The sequence below is a fragment of the Leptospira alexanderi serovar Manhao 3 str. L 60 genome, assembly GCF_000243815.2.
GTDB classification, from domain to species: domain Bacteria; phylum Spirochaetota; class Leptospiria; order Leptospirales; family Leptospiraceae; genus Leptospira; species Leptospira alexanderi.
Genome location: NZ_AHMT02000024.1, coordinates 127501 through 143856, shown reverse-complemented (window position 1 = coordinate 143856; position 16356 = coordinate 127501). Strand labels below are relative to the sequence as shown.

The 16356-nt window shown below is 41.4% G+C and carries 11 protein-coding genes (1 of these 11 only partly in view); 5 read left to right on the top strand and 6 right to left on the bottom strand.

Going from position 1 to position 16356, the window contains the following annotated elements; translation table 11 throughout:
• Nucleotide 1: 1 nt before the first annotated feature.
• The 5 genes from LEP1GSC062_RS08290 to LEP1GSC062_RS08270 all read right to left on the bottom strand — a co-directional run bounded on the left by LEP1GSC062_RS08290 (nt 2) and on the right by LEP1GSC062_RS08270 (nt 9680).
• The gene (locus LEP1GSC062_RS08290) at nt 2–6034 is read right to left on the bottom strand and encodes an alpha-2-macroglobulin family protein (protein WP_020983963.1); all 6033 of its coding nucleotides are present in this window, start codon (nt 6032–6034) and stop codon (nt 2–4) included.
• A gap of 79 nt (nt 6035–6113) precedes the next feature.
• Nucleotides 6114–7448: a TldD/PmbA family protein gene (locus tag LEP1GSC062_RS08285; RefSeq protein WP_010578147.1), complete on the bottom strand. Its 1335-nt coding sequence runs from the start codon at nt 7446–7448 to the stop codon at nt 6114–6116.
• Nucleotides 7445–8830, bottom strand: coding sequence for a TldD/PmbA family protein (locus tag LEP1GSC062_RS08280; protein ID WP_010578146.1), 1386 nt, complete (start codon nt 8828–8830; stop codon nt 7445–7447). The genes LEP1GSC062_RS08285 and LEP1GSC062_RS08280 overlap by 4 nt, the downstream gene beginning before the upstream one ends.
• 50 nt (nt 8831–8880) lie before the next feature.
• The gene (locus tag LEP1GSC062_RS08275; RefSeq protein ID WP_010578145.1) at nt 8881–9258 is read right to left on the bottom strand and encodes an LIC11742 family lipoprotein; all 378 of its coding nucleotides are present in this window, start codon (nt 9256–9258) and stop codon (nt 8881–8883) included.
• 32 nt (nt 9259–9290) lie between these two features.
• A complete protein-coding gene (locus LEP1GSC062_RS08270) occupies nt 9291–9680 on the bottom strand; it encodes an HIT family protein (RefSeq protein WP_010578144.1) in 390 nt (129 codons plus the stop codon).
• Between the two features lie 900 nt (nt 9681–10580).
• Here LEP1GSC062_RS08270 and LEP1GSC062_RS08260 point away from each other — a divergent pair.
• From LEP1GSC062_RS08260 to LEP1GSC062_RS08240, 5 genes are all read left to right on the top strand, one after another.
• Entirely contained in the window at nt 10581–11312 is a 732-nt protein-coding gene (locus LEP1GSC062_RS08260) for a hypothetical protein (RefSeq protein WP_020983941.1), read from the top strand.
• A 222-nt stretch (nt 11313–11534) separates the two neighbouring features.
• A complete protein-coding gene (gene recA, locus LEP1GSC062_RS08255; protein WP_010578143.1) occupies nt 11535–12632 on the top strand; it encodes a recombinase RecA in 1098 nt (365 codons plus the stop codon).
• 126 nt (nt 12633–12758) lie between these two features.
• Complete coding sequence (gene argC / locus LEP1GSC062_RS08250) at nt 12759–13775, top strand: N-acetyl-gamma-glutamyl-phosphate reductase (protein WP_010578142.1); 1017 nt, start codon at nt 12759–12761, stop codon at nt 13773–13775.
• A gap of 5 nt (nt 13776–13780) precedes the next feature.
• Nucleotides 13781–15718, top strand: coding sequence for a long-chain fatty acid--CoA ligase (locus LEP1GSC062_RS08245; protein ID WP_020983890.1), 1938 nt, complete (start codon nt 13781–13783; stop codon nt 15716–15718).
• The gene (locus tag LEP1GSC062_RS08240) at nt 15708–16346 is read left to right on the top strand and encodes a nucleoside phosphorylase-I family protein (protein ID WP_010578141.1); all 639 of its coding nucleotides are present in this window, start codon (nt 15708–15710) and stop codon (nt 16344–16346) included. The genes LEP1GSC062_RS08245 and LEP1GSC062_RS08240 overlap by 11 nt, the downstream gene beginning before the upstream one ends.
• On the opposite strand, the gene LEP1GSC062_RS08235 is transcribed toward LEP1GSC062_RS08240, so the two are convergent.
• Nucleotides 16329–16356 carry the end of a patatin-like phospholipase family protein gene (locus LEP1GSC062_RS08235; RefSeq protein ID WP_010578140.1) on the bottom strand. Its footprint extends 1745 nt past the window's final position, so the window shows 28 of its 1773 coding nt (coding positions 1746–1773); the start codon falls outside the window, past its right edge — the gene reads right to left on this strand; the stop codon is at nt 16329–16331. The genes LEP1GSC062_RS08240 and LEP1GSC062_RS08235 overlap by 18 nt on opposite strands.

Here is a 16356-nt window from a genome sequence, read left to right as displayed (position 1 = left end):
TTTATTCCTTCGTCACAATTTGATCCGGGTTTGGAATTTCCGCAAATTGATCTGGAAGATACATCGCTTCGGTCCGAGTAGGGGGTAAGACGAACTTTCCGGTATGATTGATTCGATATACGTATTCGAGAGTCGCAGAACCCGCGGGCAAATACTCAAAATACGCCGTATAACCTTCCCATTTTCTTTCCACAAAAGTAGGAGAGTTATCGTCCTTTGCAAGTTCGGCGCTGATTCTTGAATCGTTCCCGAGTCCGGTACCTAAAATGTTAGCCCCCGCGGGAATTGGATCTTTGACGGCAATCCAAGATAAATCGGACTCGGTATAAATTTTCAGACGAACACGTACCAAATCTCCTTCTCGAAACGAAGACTTCTTATTTCCGGACTCATCCAGGATTTCTTTCTCCATTCTCATCCCGCTTTCCAATTTTTCCTTCAAAGGCAAGGCGGCCTTTGTATGAATCATCGCGTACGGTCTTCCGTTTCCATTTTGGACGAATTTTAGATTTTGTGTATTTTGCGGCATTGGAATCAAAATCGTGGGGGGATCTTTTTTATTCTTCCACTCCAAGGTGTTTGAATTGTTTCCCAAAGTGATTGTAGTGTTTCCTTCCACGGAATCCCTTTCAAACTGTTTCGAATATGTTTGAAACGCAAGAACTCCGAGAGCGTTTGCAGGTGTGATATCCCAGTGTCCCTTGGATTGCCTTGCGATCGCTCCGCGGATCAATCGAGGAAGATCCTCTTTCCAACTTGGATCTTTTGCGACGGAAAGGATCGTTTTCATCACGGTCGAATCGTTGGAAGACAAAAGCCACCAAAGACTAGATTCGTCCGTAAAGTTATAAGAGGTTCCTTGGATTCTATATCTTGACTTCAAAAGAACGTCTAACGCAGGAACCTGATTCTTAAAAGAATTGGACCTGGAATAGAGATTTCTAAGGCTGATCAGAATATCGGTAGGAAGGATTTTCGGATCCGTCTGAACGGATCGAATTACATCGTCTCCGACCGGCTGAAAACGGGATATCGCGTCTAGGACAATGATCTTTTTTAAAAGAAAATCCGTATTCGAAATGTAACCGTTCCTATAAACCAGACCTTTAGTATATCGATTCAGCGCCTCTAAAAGAGTTTCCCGAATCGAATCCGGAATTTTATAATCGGATTCGGAAGAAAGAATCAACACATAACTCGTTAAGATTTCGCTTCCATACAAAGACATCGGAAAGAATTTTAAGAGCCCATCCCCATCCAGATAAGCGTTCAATTGATTCATAATCCGATCCCAATCATTCTGAGATCCGACCGAAACCGCTTTGGAAAGTTTTTGCTCCAAGCAAGAATACGGATAACGACTCATATATTCTCTGGAAGAAAAAATCGCTCCGCCGGTGAGAGAAGATTTTAAACTGATCTCAAGTTCTCCGCTTCCAGAAATCGCTTCCTGATTCTCTTGAATCGGAAGGCTGAGTGTTCCGTCTTCCAAACGCCGAAAAGTGGATTGCAAAATCCGAACGGGAACCGATTCCCCTACCCTCTGGCGAAAACGAAGCGTATCCGTAAAAGGTCCGTTTCCCACTTCCTTGGTTTGGAATTCGTAGACGATCTCTTCTTTTTTACTCGGAATGGAAAGATTCCAACGAACGTTTGTGGATTCCCCCGGCTTCAATTGAATATTCTTAATTTCTAATTTAAGATCGGGTAAAGTTTTTGGACTGATTTCAAGTTCCAAGGTTTTTTCCGTCGTATTTTTGAGAGAAATGCCACTCAGTACATTATCTTTTTCCCTAACAAAAGGAGCGATCGAAGGATAAATAAGAACATCCTTTGTGGTTTGAATCTGAGTCGAACCGGAACCGAACTTATCTTTTCCAGAATGAACGATCGCGACGACCTTAAACGAAGTCAACGAATCGTTCAGAGGAATTTCCACTTCTAAAAATCCATTCCCGTCCGGTTTCAAATCCGGCTTCCAATACAGAAGAGTATCAAACAACTCTCTGGTTGTCGCCCCACCGCCTCCACCTCCCGGCGGCAGACTTTTTAATCCGAAATGTCTCCTACCCACTACCTGAAGTTGAGCGGTGGAAGTTTCCACCGAGTTTCCTCGCTGGTGCATCATGGCTCGAAGTAAATCCCAAGTATCGTTGGATTTTAATTCTAAAAGGCCCTGATCGACAGCGACTAACGTGATTCTTGAATCTTTTTTTACCTGTACGGAAGGATGGTTAATCTGAACTTTTACTTTCGCTTTTTGTCTCGCCCCATAAACGGTTTTATCCGTTTCCACACGAACAGGAATCTCGAAAGGTTTCCAACCGACTCGAATTTGAGCTACCCCTAATCGAAAAGAAGGTTTTGCTAAATCGACAAACGCAGTTTCCTTCGGATTATCCACTCTTCCACGAACCGCCAAAACAGAAACGAACACATTCGGAGCGAACGAACTCTCTACCGGAATTTCGACGACCGGTTCTTTACCGCTGAGAGTTTTGATATACGAATTGAGAATTCCCTCCCTTTCCACGGTGATGAGAGCGGTTGCCTCTCGAAACGGCATTCTCACTTGAAACCTGGCTTTTTCACCCGCCTGGTATTCTTTTTTTTCGGGGAGAAGGTCCATACGATCGTGATCGCTCGCCGCAAACCAAAAATCTTCCTTACCGCTGATCCAAACGGAAGAATTCGCTTTTACATCTTCTCCGGAAAGGGAAGCTTCGAAATATACTTCTCCGGTCGCATTTACGGAGCCGCTACAAAATAAAATCCCTTTCGCATTCGTTTTACCGGAACAGAATTCCCCTAATTCGTTCACTTCGTATTTATGTTCGTAACTGTAGAAGCCGCCGACTAAACGCTTACGATTGGAGTAATATTTTTTCGTAAATGCGACCACATTTATCTTCTTTCCTTCTACCGGTGTTCCTTTTAAATCAAGAACCGCAACCTTAAACCGAACCGAGTCTTGAACCGCAGCCCAACTTTCAGGGGCAATTCCTATATGATATTCGGAAGGATAAATCGGAAAGGATCTGAATGCGCTTTGAATCTCTCCATTCGGATCTTTGTATTCGAGTTCCGCTTCGAGCTTTTGAGTCGTGTTCGATTCCGGAATGGATTTCACGGTCGTTTCAAAAAAACCTTTTTCGTCGAGAGTGAGTTGCGTTTTTGTAAAACCAACTGCCGAAGTCGATTCTTCACTTTCTTCGGATTTACGGTTCACCAAACCGTTGCTAAATGAAAAATCGGAATAATCGGGAAAATACACTCCACCCCCGACGGTAACCCGGGTTCTCAAAAGAACAGGGAGTTTACCGGCTCCTCCTCCTGAAAGATAACGAACGTTTCCGGAAAGTCCTAACTTGGAAGGACCGACACTTGGACCGGAAACTTGAAAATCCGCTTTCATAAGCGGAATTCTAAATTCTTCCACTCTGAATTCTCCGATGGAAACCAAATCACTATCCTTATTCGCAAATTCGCTTAATAAAATCCGATATACCCCCAAATTGGCTTCTTTTGGTATTTTGAATTGAATAGAACTCGTTCCTTCCTGGTTCCATTTTAAGGAAATGGAATATTCTTTATCGCTACCGGAATGAACGATTTTCGCAAACGCCGGATATTCGTTTCGTGCCGGAACCTCGAAACCGAGCTGTCTTTTGGTTCTTGAAATAAGTTTTATGGAAACGGTTTCTCCGGCGCGAAACAAGGTTCTATCTAAAATCGGGTGAAATAAAACGTTGTTGTCTCCAGAATCTCCCGGAAGATTGAATCTCCAATTTTCGATTCCATTCTGCCAACGAGTATGAGTAAAAGTAAAATCGTCTTCGAAAGCTGCAGTTAAAAGCAGACCATTTTCATACGCTTTCCAAGAGCAATATGGAACTTTATTTCGGGGAGGAATTCCTTTCACGAGGAGAATTCCCTCAGGTCCCGTTTTACCTACAAAAATTTTTTCGTTCTTACAATTGAAAATCTGAATGTCGGCACCCGGTACAGGCTTAGCATCATTCAGCTTTGTCACCCAAACGAGAGAGGATTCTCTTCCCCACTTAAAATGAAGGGAAAGGTTGGTCACCAGAGCAGCCGTACGGACATAAAACGGTTGATTGATTCCTAATAAAGAATTTCCTAATACGTCCGATTTCATTTCGACCACGTGGAAACCTGGTTTATTCAAGGGAATTCCCACAACTTCAAAACGACGAACTCCCTGTTTGCTCTGGAGTTTGATCTCGTTCGTGAAAGACGAATTTTGAGAAGAATCAAAGATAGAATGGCGGTGTTCCAAACTTTCAATCGTTTTGAGGAATCGAACGATTTCCGCGATCTGTCCCGATCCAAGAATCAATTCTTTTCCAGTAAATTGTTTTGGGGGATTCGGTTTTTCCCCCTTTCCGGTAGCCCAGTTGAAAATTTCTTTTCCCTTTTCTTTCAATTTATCGAATTGTTCTTTGATAACGCTCTCCGTGTCAGGACTCGTTTTCACCTGATAGAGACGCACCGGATTCTCTGCTTCCAGATTTCGAATCGTAACAGGGAGAATCGCTTCCGGAAATCTTTCTAAAATTCCGAACTTGGAAGAGAATTTCAAAAGAGGAGGATAATCGTCCGTGGAAACCACAAGGGGAAACGAGGATTGATTGGCAAGAAGTCGTCCCGCGTCGTCTTTTATGCCAGATGGAAGGATGATTTGGAATTTGGACTTTGGAGGAAGAGGAACCGGAAAACTAACCCCATAGTCATAATTTCCGTTCTCGGAGGAAACCTTGGAGGGAATCTTTTTCCCATCGCTTGTTTGAAGCTGAATCTTTCGAAGAATTTCTACGGATACGGGAGAATTAAAATTCAACCTCAACGGCAAAGAGGGAATACAAGCGGCCTTTGCATTGACGCGATCGCAGTTGAATTCCGCTTGGAAAGGTTGCCTTACAGTATATTCAATTTTTCTTGTAGAGCTTCTCGGGATTCCCGATTTTGATTTCAGACCTTGTTCCAAAATGAGATAGGCTTTTTTTCCACTTGGAAACTTCTGATCTGGTTTGATAAGAATCGTTTTTTCGGTTTTTCCTTCCCTGTAATTTGCTTTCAAAATTTCACTTTCGATCGAACCTTTGACTCGGCTAAAGCCAATCTTATCCTTAAGGCCTTCGGTCACGAAATAAATATGTTCGCTTGCGGAAGAAAAATCCGGCTCGGAATCCAAATCCAAAATAAAAACCTGATCCTCGTCGATGATCCCTCCTTCATAGGGAGAGGAAGAATCCATTTCGGGACCTCCTGTATTGAAAGAAAATTTTTCTCCCTCATCTAAAGAATTTCCTGCGAGCGATTTTAACTTCTTCGTTTCAAAAGTACATTCCACTCCGCCGGGCAGAAGTTCGGTAAATTCAAAAACCCAATTTTTATCATCCACCCAACGTTGCACACCTTGTAAAGGACAACGAACCTCGAATGGATACAAAGAAAATTTTGGGTTTCCCAAAGGAATCATTGATTCAGAAAAACGAGCTCTTACTTGGGAAGGTTTTTTGACTTCTCCGATTGGACTAAATTCGATCTTTACTTGAGCGTTTAAACTGGAGAACCCAAAAAAGAGAAAAATAATTCCCCAAAAAAATACAAAGATATTCGTCCTAAAGAATCGTTGCATTTGACACAAATTCCGACCAATTATAGGAGATAAAATCTTCCATAAGAAAGAATATAGAGAGTTTAAAAAGTTTTCTACTAGGTTTCGAAAATAAAACAGTTTCCGTCTTTTAATTTTAAAACGTCCGAAATTGAGCTTCCGAGTTTGGATCGTATCAGAATAAAAATTAAGAAAATAGATCTTAATTAAAAGCATGTCCCAAAACCATCTGATTTTAACAAAATCTCTGCGGATTGCTGTAATTGTTTTGAGTTTTGGGATAGATTCTAAAAACCGAATCACTACTCCAATACGAAAGGAGTTTTTTCCACGAGTGCTTTCGATTCGTAAAAAAAGAAATTGAGCTTGTAAAAGGCGGATCCAAGAGTTCAAAAGGTTTCTCCCAAAATAGAAAAGTTTGTTTCGAACAAAAAATCCTAATTTAAAAAGAGAAGCAAGTGAAAACTCTAATTCAACCCGCTATACTTGCTTCCCTAATGAGAATATCCGGAACCTTGATAGAAGAATAGGAATCATTGTACTCGTTCGAGATTCCCTCGATTCTAAAAAGAAGATCAAAAAAATTCAGATTCATCGTTATGCTATCCACCGGATGAACGGGAATTCCATTTTTATAATAGATCCCTTGTACACCAATCGAGATTTCTCCAGAAACCGCGCTACATCCCGAACCTCCTTCGAGTTTTAAAACGTAAATACATTCCGAAAAGTTACCCAATAATTCTTCGAGAGTTTTATCTCCTTTGGGTACCACGTAATTGTTAAACGAAGTGCCGACCCTACCCCCATACGAACGAACCGCATTTCCGGTAGGAACGACTCCCTCCTTTTTAGCGGATTCCAGATTATAGAGATAAGTTTGCAGAATTCCGTTTTCGATTACTGCTTTTTTACTCGTCAAAACCCCCTCCGCATCAAGAAGTCTCGAACCTGGATAATCCGAAATATGCGGATCGCAAAACACATTCCAATTTTGTGATGCGATTTGCGAACCGATTTTGCCTTCCAGTCTAGATAGACCTTTTTGCACGCTATCCGCCGAAAACGGAGAAGAAAACATTCCAAAAACTTGAGGACTGATTCGATTAGAAAGAACGATATTGTAGGAGCCGCTTTTTACAGGCCTTGCTCCCAAAAGAGCCAAAGAACGTTCCGCCGCCGTGGACACGATCAACTCAGGGCTAATACGATCTAAATCCAAACCGGAGCGTGTATAGCCCCCCATTTTTTTGGTCTTTCCGTCGGTTGCGACCAATGCAACTCCCGCCGAAATCAGGTTCGATTTTTCGCTATGATAAAGTCCATTCGAATTTGCTAATATGAATCGGCTCCAAGTTTTACCTGCATAAGAATACGGAACATTCTCGATTTTACCCCCGACCGACCAAGCAAGATCATCCAACTTCTCACCCGTGGATTTCAACCATTCAAAACCGAGAGATTCTAAAGATTCCTCGTAAGAACGAATGTTGATTTTGGGAAGTTTGGACGGTCCCGGAAGATCAATATCAAGCGGATCCGAAATTTTAGCCTGCGCAAGCGCGTCCTCCACCATCTGAAACAACGCTTCTTCGGATAATTTTTCACTGTAAGAATAACCCGGTTTTCCGGACTGGATGAGACGGATTCCAATTCCTCTAGAATTGGAAAGTTCGGTATTGCTCACTCTTTTTCGAAAAAGTTCGATTCCCACCTCTTTGGACTCGGAACCGACGAGATCGTATTGATCCAATCTTTTCTTCTTACAAACGTCTAACACGTATTCAACGGAACTATCCAGATTCATGAACGACCTCCCACGAGAATCTCGTCCACTTTCAAGGAGGGTTGTCCCACTGTGACCGGAACCGATCCCGAAGCCGCGCCGCACATTCCGGCCGCAAGTTCCAAGTCGTTGCCTACCATACTGATCTTAGGGAGAATCTCGTCTCCTTTGCCGATGAGCGTCGCGCCTCTAACCGGTTCTGTGATCTTTCCGTTTCGGATAACGTATCCTTCTTCCACGGAAAAATTAAACTCTCCCGTAGACGGATTGACCGAACCACCTCCCATCTTTTTAGCAAAAAGTCCGTATTCGATTCCGGACAACATGGAATCAAAGGAGTCCTTTCCCGCAGCGATGTATGTGTTTCTCATTCTAGAAACGGGAGCATACATATAACTTTCTCTTCGAGCGCTTCCGGTTTTGGGAACTCCGACTTCTTCCGCTCCGATTCGATCGGCGAGATAACTTTTTAAAATCCCATTCTCTATCAAAACGGTTTTCTGAGGAGCCGAGCCTTCGTCATCCACAGAGATACTTCCCCAAGAATCCGGAATCGTTCCGTCGTCGATAGCGGTCAAACAGGACTGCGCGATTCTTTCCCCGAGCTTATCCACAAAAGGAGAAGATTTTTTACGGATCGCTTCTGTTTCCAACGGATGTCCGCAAGCCTCGTGAAAAATAACTCCGCCGAAACCGTTCCCCATCACAACAGGCATTTTCTTTCCTTGAATGTATCCAGCGGACAACATCAAAAGAGCTCTTTCAGCCGCAGTTTTAGAAAGTTCTTCTACGGGAAGTGTATTGAAAAATTCAAATCCCTTTCTAGCTCCTGGATTTTCGGAAGCAACGAATCTTTCTCCTTCTTTTTCCGCGGCGACGTTGATGCTAAAGCGACTTCTTACTCTCAAATCTTCAAGAAACAATCCTTCCGAATTGTAGATTCCTATTTTGGAAACGGAATCAAATGCGGAAACGCTGACTTGAACTATGTTCGAAGAGATGCTTCGGGCATTTTGATCCGCACAAAATAAAATTTCCAACTTTTCATGGGGAGAAACTTTGCGAGGATCCCTTACGTTTGCCGGAAACGAAGGTGATTTCAAATCACCTTTTAATACGAGCGTTTGTCCTTTCCCTTTTGCGGTTCCTCTGGAATCCGCTAAAAGGTCTATGAGAGAAATCAAATGTTCCGAGTCTTCGTTGTTGGTATGTGCGTAGAGAACGTCGGTTCCATAGATGAGTCGAATTCCGATTCCGTAATCGATTCCCGCAAAACTTTGTTCTATCTTTTGATCTCTTAAACTTACGGAAGAAGACCTTGTCTCCTCCTCGAATATTTCTACGAAATCCGCTTTTCTGGAAAGTCCCGCTTCCAGGATGAGTTGGGCTTTGTTTGTCTGCATTCTATCCTTTTAGACTCCTAAGAAATTCAGAGTCCGTAGTTCTTTTTTGATCAAGGCTTTTTGATTTTTTCTCTGTATTTGATCGCATGTGCGGTTGCTTTCCACTTGATTCGATTCCAGACGACCAAAAGAATACTCGTTTCTTCCACTTCAAAACGATAATTGATGATTTCGTCCCCCCCGAGCGCCTTGGACTTATCCAACAATTCTCTGTAACCGGTTTCACCCGTCACCCAGAACATGAGCCAAGAAGTGTAAACTCCTTCGGTTTCTACGGTCCCTAAAATTTGAAAATCGTCCGAGTTTAAAACGTACTGAGTGAAGTTGGTACTTAGCCCTGGAACACGTATATCTCTGTAAATACAACCACCCAATAAAAAGGAAACGAAAAACAAAAGGAGAATACTTTTAGATTTCAAAACATTCATATACTTCCCTCAAATTCTTGAAACAAATTCCATTATAAATCTCGAATATAATTTTGTTCCGGTAATTTTCCTTGCAATGCAAGCCGGATATAATCGATTCCTTTTAAATCGTCAGAATACCTTGGAATCAAATGAAAGTGCATATGAGGAACCATTTCTGAAACCGTCACAGTATAAACCTTAATCGGAGCATGGTTTTTATAGATCCATTTTGTCGCAAACTCTAAGGCTTTTCCAAAATCGGAAAAAGAATCCTTAGTCCAATCCTGATATGAAGTCCAATGAGAACGGGGTTCTATATAAAGATAACCTTTGAGTTTTTTTTCTTCCTCGCAGTGGCGCACCGAAAATTCTCCGAATCTCATAAGAACTTCCGAGAGATCGCCGGACCGATGAAACTTACAAAGCGGGCATTCGGACATAGTAAAAACCTAAAAGTTGGTTTCTATAATAATTTCCAAGATTCTCCTCTTGTATAGGAGAAAATGATCGATAGAAAGATTTTAACATATAAGCCACAGGTAAATGTTAGATAGTATGATATCTTCGCGGAGAAAGACTTGAAACATATGACTTTTTTTGAACTAAAAAAAGGAAATACAGAATCAACAAAATTTAAAAGACAAAAATACAACGGCCTTCACAGTTATCAGTTTTAACGAACTATGGAAGTACCAAATCGTATTGGATATAAAAAAGATCAGAACAACTTAAGCGACTCTGGACCGATTGTTTGGAATCAAGAACAGTATCGAAGAAGAAAGTATATCGAAACGCTGAAAACTAAAATCAAGTTCTAAAGAGAAATTACTGAAATCTAAATTTTAAACCCTATTTTGTAGGAACTCCTACAGGAATGTAACGACGAAAAAGACTTTGCTCAAACCACCCGGGACGTAATTTGTGGGAACTCCAATTTTACCTATAGATACAACAATTCTCCTTTTCATTTTTCCGACAAAACCAACCGACCGAAAAGTACTTGAAACGAAACCTTAAATCTCAGAAAAATAAACTTATACAAATCGATTTTACTACGGTCATTGATTCATCTTCATTTCCGTTCTTTAAGTTTTAGGATAAACATTGAATTTCATTTCCATCCCGGTTTGAGACAAGAATTGAATTTACAGCGCGTCCCAAAACCTGCGGAAGCGATCCTTAGAGAACGACGGCACTTGAGTTTCTTTTGGGACAGTTTTTTATCGTAATATCATTCAGAGGCTTCTTATGAAACGGTTTTTTTTGTATCCACCTTCCTGTTATTTTGGAACCAATCGGTAGTTGCGGAAACATTTCGTATTGAAAGTGGAATCACAGCGATGAAACGGCTGTTAGGAGATCCGGCAGCCGTGGAAAAATCTTGGCTCGTCGAGTGGATTCCCGTTTGGAAAAAAGAGGAAGAATCCAGACTAGAAGCATATTTAAAAAAAATTCTTTCTATCCAATTGAAAAATCCATCCTTCCCCACCAAGGAAAAGCTCAAAACCGAATTCAAAAAAATCCAGAATCTAGGCGGAATACGAATTAGAAATCAAAAGTCCACTCTGTTTTATCAGGTTTCTTACGGAGCAGAATTTCCGAATCTTTCCCAGATTCGTAGTTTTACGATTCAAGGCTACTACGTTGATTTTTATCTCGGAAGACGAACTGGAATTACATCTGTGGAATTCCTAAAAACCGGTTTAACATGTGCGTTTTATTATTTCTCGGAAGACGAAACCCTTCTCTATTCTCAAGAATCTTCCGAATGGAAAATCAAAACTGAAAAAACTTTAGGAGAATTGAACTCCTTTTTCAAAACTCGAAATACAAATTGCCAGGGTTGTGAAAAGATTCGATTGATCGACGGCACGTTATTTTTCTTTCCTTCCCAGTCGGGAATTTCCTTTTGGCTTCGTCTCGGAATCAATTTTCTTCTTTTGGTCTGCGCTTTCATCCTTACTATTTTTTTCTTTCGAAATTTTTGGATTCGCAATCGAGAAACACTCCGAAAGGCAATCCAAACTAAAAAAAACTTGGATCAGGAAAAAAAATCGATTCTTTCTCAATAATACTCAAATTTTTGCTATACAAATAATTACATATATTTTACATTAGTTTTCAGAAAACCGGGTGACATAAACCTGAGCTTGTGAAAAAAATCGAAACAGGCTCGTTTTTTTGAACCCAAAGGACATCTTTTTGTCCGGATCAGAAGCCATACTTAAAAAAGATAACCGTTGTTTTGACGGTGTGTTTCTTCTCAGAACCGTATAAGAGAGGAGGCAAAAAACATGGGAGAAGGTATTATGAAGAAAAGTAAAGAAGAAGCTCAAAATGTAGACGATTCCAAAAAGTTAGCGATCGAACAAGCGATGAACCAAATTGAAAAACAATTTGGAAAAGGTTCGATAATGAAATTGGGTTCGGATACTTCCAGACAAACCGTTCAGGTAATTCCTTCCGGTTCTTTGGATTTGGACATCGCACTTGGAATCGGAGGTTATCCGATTGGAAGAATTGTGGAAATCTACGGACCTGAATCTTCCGGAAAAACGACCCTTACTCTTTCAGCAATCGCGGAAGCTCAAAAGAGAGGTGGAGTCGCAGCGTTCATCGATGCGGAACATGCGTTGGATCCCTCTTACGCAAAAAAACTCGGAGTCAATATCGACGAGCTTTTGGTTTCTCAACCGGATAATGGAGAAGAAGCCCTGGAAATCTGCGAATCCTTAGTACGAAGCAATGCAATCGATTTGATTGTAATCGACTCTGTAGCGGCGCTTGTTCCGAAAGCGGAAATTGAAGGGGATATGGGAGATTCGCACATGGGTTTACAAGCAAGACTCATGTCCCAAGCTCTTAGAAAACTTACCGGAACGATTGCGAAATCTAAAACCGTGGTCATATTTATCAATCAAATTCGGATGAAAATCGGAGTCATGTTCGGTTCTCCGGAAACGACCACAGGTGGAAACGCTCTGAAATTTTACTGTTCGGTTCGTTTGGACATTCGAAAAATCGAAACGATCAAGGAAAAAGAAGAATCCGTTGGGAACAGAGTTCGGGTCAAAGTCGTCAAAAATAAGTGTGCCCCTCCATTTAAACAGGCGGAGTTTGATATAATCTTTAACGCCGGTATCAGCAGAGAGAGTTCTCTGGTTGATCTTGGTGTAAAGCATGATATCATTCACAAAGCTGGGGCTTGGTATTCCTATAATACGGAAAAAATCGGACAAGGAAAAGAAGCCGCCAAGGAATACTTGAAAAACAATCCCGAAATTGCCTTAACCATTGAAAATATGATCAGAGATTTAAATAGCCTGCCCTTGCAGGCTCAGGAAAACAAAAAGCCGCGCAAAGAGGAAAAATTAGAACAGGCAGTTGGCTAAACTAAATGGCTTTCTTTTTAGGAACCCTTGACCGCCGAATGAGAAATCATTCGGCGTTTTTTTTAATTACAGTATTTTCCAGAAATTAAAATCTTTCTATAAGGGGCTAAAAAGACAACAAAGATCATGGCAGAGATTAGCATTTTAGGAGCAGGCGGTTTAACCGGAAAGGAGCTACTTTTGCTTCTTTCCCGCCAAAAGGAACACGAAGTCGTTCACATCACGAGTGATAAACTTGCGGGTAAAACACTTGCCGAAGTTTTTCCCGAAATTCCTTTTCCCAAAAATCTTACCTTTCACAAACATGAGGCCACCATTCCGTCCAAATCCTTAGTCGCTCTAGCTGTGCCCAACAATGTATCAATCGAGTCGGCTCCTAAATTTTTAGACTCCGGCCACAAAGTAATCGACCTTTCCGGGGTTTATAGACTTCACAATCAAGAAATCTTTGAAAAAGCTTATCAATTAAAACATACTCAATTTTCCTACGTGGATAAGGCCGTTTTCGGGATTCCTGAGATTTTTAGGGACAAATTGAAAAACGCAGATTTCGTTTCCAACCCGGGTTGTTTTTCCACTTCCGTAATTCTTCCTGTATTTTTATTAAACGAACTCAGAAAAAATCTAAGACCTCGGATCGTAGCCGATTCCAAATCGGGTATTTCCGGCGCGGGTGGAAGAACCGAAGACGCCGGTTACTCCTATACAGGAGTGTACGAAAACTTTCGAGCTTATAAGATTCTTTCCCATCAACACGAACCAGAAATTAAAGAATACATTTACACTAATTCGGGACTTCCCGAACCAGAAATCGTTTTTACTCCCCATTTATTACCGGTTTATAGAGGAATTCTTTCGACGATCGTATTAGAGTTTGATACCGAATCTTCCGCTGATCCGATTTCTGTTCTACAAAATTCTTGTAAAAACGAACCTTTCCTTAGAATCTTAAAAACTCCGGAAGAGATCGAACTGAAAAGAGTTCAACATACGAACTTTTTGGATATTTCGGCAAGAAAAAGAGGAAATACGTTAGTCGTTGTTTCCGCTTTGGACAACCTCGTAAAAGGCGCCGCAGGACAAGCCCTACAGAACATCAATCTCATGACCGGAACGAAGGAGATGTTGGGATTATTCCCCTGATTTTTATGGAAAAAGTGAGTCTTTACCATCTACTCAGAGACGTAGCCTCCGTTTATGCGGATCGTCCTATGTATTGGGTTCGGCAAGAAGATGGCGACTTTCGTGGAATCTCTTATCAGGATTGGTATGAGAATCTCAAGAATCTTTCTGTGTTCCTGATCAATCTTGGAATGCAGAAAGGAAACACGGCGGGACTCATTTGCGATAATAGATACGAATGGTCTCTTTGTTCTCTCTCCTTGGTCACGATCGGATGTGTGGATGTTCCTCGTGGTTGCGATGCCACGTTAGACGATCTGAAATATATTTTAAAACATTCCGAAGCCAAACTCCTCTTTTTAGAGAATGAGAAAGTCCTAAAAAAGCTACTGGAAGATAAGTCTAGTCTCTCAAATGTAAAAACGATTCTTCTCATAGATCCTCCCACAAAATGGAAGGATCTGGAAAATGCCCGCACTACACTTCCCGGTGTAAAATTTTTCTTTTTAGAAGATGCACTTTTAGAAGGGGAGAGATCCCGAATTAAAAAAGGAGACAAACTCTACACTCAAAGAGGCGAGATTTTAATCGGTAAAGATCTCGCGACCATCATATATACTTCCGGAACGACAGGTGCGCCGAAAGGTGTGATGTTGAACCACAGAAGTTTTACCTGGGGAATTCATCAACTTCAAGAATTCGTTCCATGTTCTTGCAACGATAGAACCATTATTTTTCTTCCGCCATGGCATATTGCCGAAAGACTTTTGGAGACAACCCTTATAGCTTGGGGAGCTTCTATGGCATGTTCTTCCATTCCCACAATTCCTGCGGATATGCAAAAGGTAAAGCCCACCGTACTCGTTTCAGTTCCGAGACTTTGGGAAGGGCTTTATAAAAGAATCCACGACACGGTTCGAAAAGCTCCCCCGCTCAGACAAAAGTTATTTCACGCTGCCGTAAGAATGGCGGAGATCACAACGAGTCTTCAGGATACGATTCGAGATTCCTATACAACCACCGAAATCGAAAACCCAAGGCAAAAGACGATCGATCGGTTTGTAGCGAGCGCGTTTCTTCTTTTTCTCTATCCGATTAAAATTCTTTCCTACAAAATTTTACAAAGGGTGAGAGATTTATTCGGAGGAAGAATTCGTTTCGCATTATGCGGTGCAGGAGCTATGCCCCCACATATTCAATTTTTCTTTCGAAGTGCAGGAATCCCAATCATTGAAACTTACGGAATGACGGAAACAACAGGAATCGGAGCAATCGGAGAATTTCCTCTTCCGAAAAATGACGCCATCGGCGCTCCGTTACCCGGAACTGCGATCAAACTTGTAGGAGAAGATGGTAAAATCGTAACGACCCCCGGCGAAAAAGGGATCGCTTGGCATAAGGGACCGCACGTAACCGTCGGTTATTATAAGGAACCCGAAAAAACCGCCAACGCCTTACAAGACGGATGGCTCGATTCCGGAGACATTCTTACTTGGACCCATACCGGAGAATTAAAATTCGCTGGAAGAGCGAAAGACACGATCGTTCTTTCCGGAGGGGAGAATTTAGAGCCCGCTCCGATCGAAGCAAAACTCACAGAGTCAGAATTCATCAACCAAGTGATCGTCGTGGGACAGGATAAAAAGAATCTCGGGGTTTTGATCGTTCCCTTTTTCGACCGTGTCTACGAGGAATTTCAATCACAAGGAAAAAAACTTCCAGAAAATCCAACGGAATGGAATTCTTCCAAAGAAGTAAGTTCATTTTTTAAAAACATCGTAAAAGACAAAATCTCCACAAAAGCCGGATTTAAAACCTTCGAAAAGATCGCCCATATCTATATTCTTCCAAAAGAATTTGAAAAAGGAAAGGAAATGACCGAGACGATGAAACTCAAACGTAACGTCATTTTTACCTTATATCACGACGTGATTCAATCTTTGTATGAAAACGATGAGGATTGAACCTTCAAAAACACTCATCTGTTCCGCTATTGCCGAAGAATTGGATCAGATTTCAATTTCTGGAAAATACCCTATTCTTCTCTGTGGAGTCGGAAATTTAGAAGCGGGGCTGCGTCTTCAAAAATTTCTCCTGGAACATCAAAATAAAAATCTGGCTCTTCCTACCCAGATTTTGTTCGTTGGTTCTGCCGGAGTTTATCCTTGGCTACACCCGAGTTTTTGGAAGAATCGATTCGGATTTTCGTTTCAAATCGAAAATCAAGAGCTGGGAAAAATAGAACGAAGGATTCGAATCCCGGAAATCGTTCCGGATTCGTACGAATTCCCTCATCCTTTCGAATTTACATTCAAGGAAGAAATTCTGATTTCAAAAACGAACGCAAGTGGTTCGATCACAATCGAGAACGTTTCCGGAAAAGTTTTGGAATATCTAAGGGAACACGATATAGGATTTGAAAACATGGAATGTTTTGGACTAGCCAAAGTTTGTCACGACTTTCGAATTCCTTTCCATTCATTCTTTGCGCTTACAAACACAGTCGGACCTCTTGGAAGCGAAGAATGGAAATCCAACTACAAAAAAGAATCTGCAAAACTTCAGGAATTTCTTCTATCGTTTCTTCTTTGAGAATTTCTTT

What these genes read in the sequence shown, in the direction of transcription:
- LEP1GSC062_RS08245 (WP_020983890.1), top strand. Translation starts at nt 13,781, where the DNA reads ATGGAAAAAGTGAGTCTTTACCATCTACTCAGAGACGTAGCCTCCGTT.
- LEP1GSC062_RS08285 (WP_010578147.1), bottom strand. Translation starts at nt 7,448, where the DNA reads ATGAATCTGGATAGTTCCGTTGAATACGTGTTAGACGTTTGTAAGAAG.
- LEP1GSC062_RS08275 (WP_010578145.1), bottom strand. Translation starts at nt 9,258, where the DNA reads ATGAATGTTTTGAAATCTAAAAGTATTCTCCTTTTGTTTTTCGTTTCC.
- LEP1GSC062_RS08260 (WP_020983941.1), top strand. Translation starts at nt 10,581, where the DNA reads ATGAAACGGCTGTTAGGAGATCCGGCAGCCGTGGAAAAATCTTGGCTC.
- LEP1GSC062_RS08240 (WP_010578141.1), top strand. Translation starts at nt 15,708, where the DNA reads ATGAGGATTGAACCTTCAAAAACACTCATCTGTTCCGCTATTGCCGAA.
- recA (WP_010578143.1), top strand. Translation starts at nt 11,535, where the DNA reads ATGGGAGAAGGTATTATGAAGAAAAGTAAAGAAGAAGCTCAAAATGTA.
- argC (WP_010578142.1), top strand. Translation starts at nt 12,759, where the DNA reads ATGGCAGAGATTAGCATTTTAGGAGCAGGCGGTTTAACCGGAAAGGAG.
- LEP1GSC062_RS08280 (WP_010578146.1), bottom strand. Translation starts at nt 8,830, where the DNA reads ATGCAGACAAACAAAGCCCAACTCATCCTGGAAGCGGGACTTTCCAGA.
- LEP1GSC062_RS08270 (WP_010578144.1), bottom strand. Translation starts at nt 9,680, where the DNA reads ATGTCCGAATGCCCGCTTTGTAAGTTTCATCGGTCCGGCGATCTCTCG.